The organism is Mycoplasmopsis alligatoris A21JP2 (assembly GCF_000178375.1).
Taxonomy (GTDB): domain Bacteria; phylum Bacillota_I; class Bacilli_A; order Mycoplasmatales; family Metamycoplasmataceae; genus Mycoplasmopsis; species Mycoplasmopsis alligatoris.
The window spans coordinates 1-2,979 of record NZ_ADNC01000026.1 but is presented as its reverse complement, the minus strand read 5'-3'; the positions used below and the strand labels follow the sequence as shown (position 1 = coordinate 2,979).

Sequence of the window (2,979 nt, the reverse complement as noted above, 5' to 3'; positions counted from 1 at the left end):
CCAGGGTATCTAATCCTGTTTGCTCCCCACGCTTTCGTCTCTCAGTGTCAGTATATGCCCAGTAAGCTGCCTTCGCCAAATTGGTGTTCTTCCTTATATCTACGCATTTCACCGCTTCACAAGGAATTCCGCTTACCTCTACATAACTCTAGCTTGCCAGTATCCAACGCAATTTGGAGTTGAGCTCCAAGTTTTAACGTCAGACTTAACAAACAACCTACAGACGCTTTACGCCCAATAATTCCGGATAACGCTTGCAACCTATGTATTACCGCGGCTGCTGGCACATAGTTAGCCGTTGCTTTCTGATAAGGTACCGTCAAGGTAACGTCATTTCCTACGCTACTTTTTCTTCCCTTATAACAGCAGTTTACAACCCGAAGGCCGTCTTCCTGCACGCTGTGTCGCTCCATCAGACTTTCGTCCATTGTGGAAAATTCCCTACTGCTGCCTCCCGTAGGAGTCTGGGCCGTATCTCAGTCCCAGTGTGGCGGATCAGTCTCTCAACCCCGCTAAACATCATCGTCTTGGTGAGCCTTTACCTCACCAACAAACTAATGTTACGCACCCCGATCTCTTAGTGGAGCAAACGCTCCTTTTATATTAACTTCATGCGAAGCTAATAAGTATCCGGCATTAGCGGCCATTTCTAGCCGTTATTCCAATCTAAGAGGCACGTTAGGCACGTGTTACTCACCCATTCGCCGCTAAGTTCCGAAGAACTCCGCTCGACATGCATGTATTAGGCACACAGCCAGCGTTCATCCTGAGCCAGGATCAAACTCTCGAAAAAATTGACTGTCATGTTATATTGTATATATCTAGTTTTCAAAGAACTTTTTTGCTTGCCTCATCGGGCTTGCTTATCTATTATATGACAAAAAATAAAATGTCAAACAAAATTTTTAATTTTTTTTCTGGAATTTTTTTAGTGATAAAAAAAAGAATTTTAACGTTCTTCTTTACTTATTATAGGAGTTAATTTTACTAACATATAATATAGCTGTGCAGCCTTATATTTATTTAAAAAATTAAATTCTTCTACAAATTTATATGAAAAATCTTTTCTTAAAAATTTAAGTAGATCTTCTTTTTTTATTTCATCTTTAATGTGTTTATAATACATTGCTGAAACTAGCCAATATAATGTGTGTTCATTTCTTAATCTTCGACACATTTTTTCAAATAATAATTCTGCTAGAAATTTATCACTATTATAATATTCAACAATTCAGCGCACTATAGAATTTTTAGAAGGTGGATAAATAATTATATTTATTTTTTGTTTTTCATAAAAATACTCGAGTATTATTTCTCAAAAATGTTTTTGATCAAGAGAAAAATCATTTTTAGCATAACTACGGTCAATAAAATCCATAAAAAAAGGCATAACTTCAACTAAATTTTTCATTATTGTGTTAACTGAAAAAGCTTCATATAAATAAAAAATTCTTTTTCCATCAAAAATAATCTTGTCATGTACTTCTATTCTGTCTCCTGGGAAACGAAAAGCTGCAGGATTTATTCCATATTTTTCTATATGACGGTTTCTTTGTTCTGATAAGTGTATATCTTCATCCAGTAAAACACCTAAATTATTATAAGTTTTACTTGTAAACATAATAACAACACAGTTTGGTAAAGTAATTTTTTCTAGAAAATTAATTTTTTTAACTATAAATTTAAAATATGCTTTTAAATATCTAAAATTTTTAACCTTCATAATTCTGTGTGCTATATAACAATACCCATTTTTTATATTATTTGGATTTAGTGCAGTATCGATAATAATTTGTTTGTTGTTATTTTCAAAAACATGTTTAGGTTTACCAAATTTTAAATTTAAAATCATTTTTAACTGTTCTAATTTTAAATCTGGATCAAGATTTCTCATTTTTCTTAACGCTTCTAATCTTAATTTTTTAAGTTCTTCTTCAGTAAAAACTTTTTTAGTAAAGCTACAATAAGTAGAATTTAATCCAAAATTTTCATAATTTTTAAACATATACATATATAAATTATAAATTTTTTTACAAAAAGTATAAAAAAATGCCCTCATTGGGCTTGTTCTTTCAAAACTGAATAGTAAAGATTAATCATAATTCATTAAAATGTCTTAAATGACATCTTACTTTTAAACCTTTCAATTTATTAGTAATGGTCAGCTGAATGTATTACTACACGTACACTTCCATCCTATCAACCTCGTCGTCTACAAGGAATTTCAAGGGAATACTCATCTCTGAGGAGGCTTCCCACTTAGATGCTTTCAGCGGTTATCCTTTCCATACTTGGCTACCCAGCTATGCTTCTGGCGAAACAACTGGAACACCAGCGGTATGTCCACTCCGGTCCTCTCGTACTAAGAGCAGCTCTCATCAATATTCCAACGCCCACATCAGATAGGGACCGAACTGTCTCACGACGTTCTGAACCCAGCTCGCGTACCGCTTTAATTGGCGAACAGCCAAACCCTTGGAACCTACTCCAGCTCCAGGATGCGATGAGCCGACATCGAGGTGCCAAACCTTGCCGTCGATGTGATCTCTTGGGCAAGATAAGCCTGTTATCCCCAGGGTAACTTTTATCCGTTGAGCGACTGCCGTTCCATGACGTACAGCCGGATCACTAAGTCCTGCTTTCGCATCTGCTCGACTTGTTGGTCTCGCAGTTAAGCACACTTCTACCTTTGCGCTCTACATACGGTTTCTGACCGTATTGAGTGTACCTTTGAACGCCTCCGTTACCTTTTAGGAGGCGACCGCCCCAGTCAAACTACCCACCACGCACTGTCCTCCCACCTGATAAAGGCGGCAAGTTAGAAACTCAACATACCAAGGGTGGTATTTCAAGGTCGACTCCTCTAAGGCTAGCGCCTCAGTCTCACCGTCTCCCACCTATCCTACACATGTTAGGCCAAGTTCCAATACGAAGTTATAGTAAAGCTCCATGGGGTCTTTTCGTCTTGATGCGGGTACC

1 protein-coding gene and 2 rRNA genes are annotated in these 2,979 nt (G+C 36.9%); all 3 read right to left on the bottom strand.

The window, feature by feature from the left end; genetic code table 4:
- Positions 1 to 793, bottom strand: a 16S ribosomal RNA gene (locus MALL_RS02630); the annotation flags it as partial.
- Positions 794 to 949: 156 nt separating this feature from the next.
- Complete coding sequence (locus MALL_RS02625; protein WP_156785633.1) at positions 950 to 2,011, bottom strand: hypothetical protein; 1,062 nt, start codon at positions 2,009 to 2,011, stop codon at positions 950 to 952.
- A 119-nt stretch (positions 2,012 to 2,130) separates the two neighbouring features.
- Positions 2,131 to 2,979: ribosomal RNA gene (locus MALL_RS02620) — 23S ribosomal RNA — on the bottom strand; the annotation flags it as partial.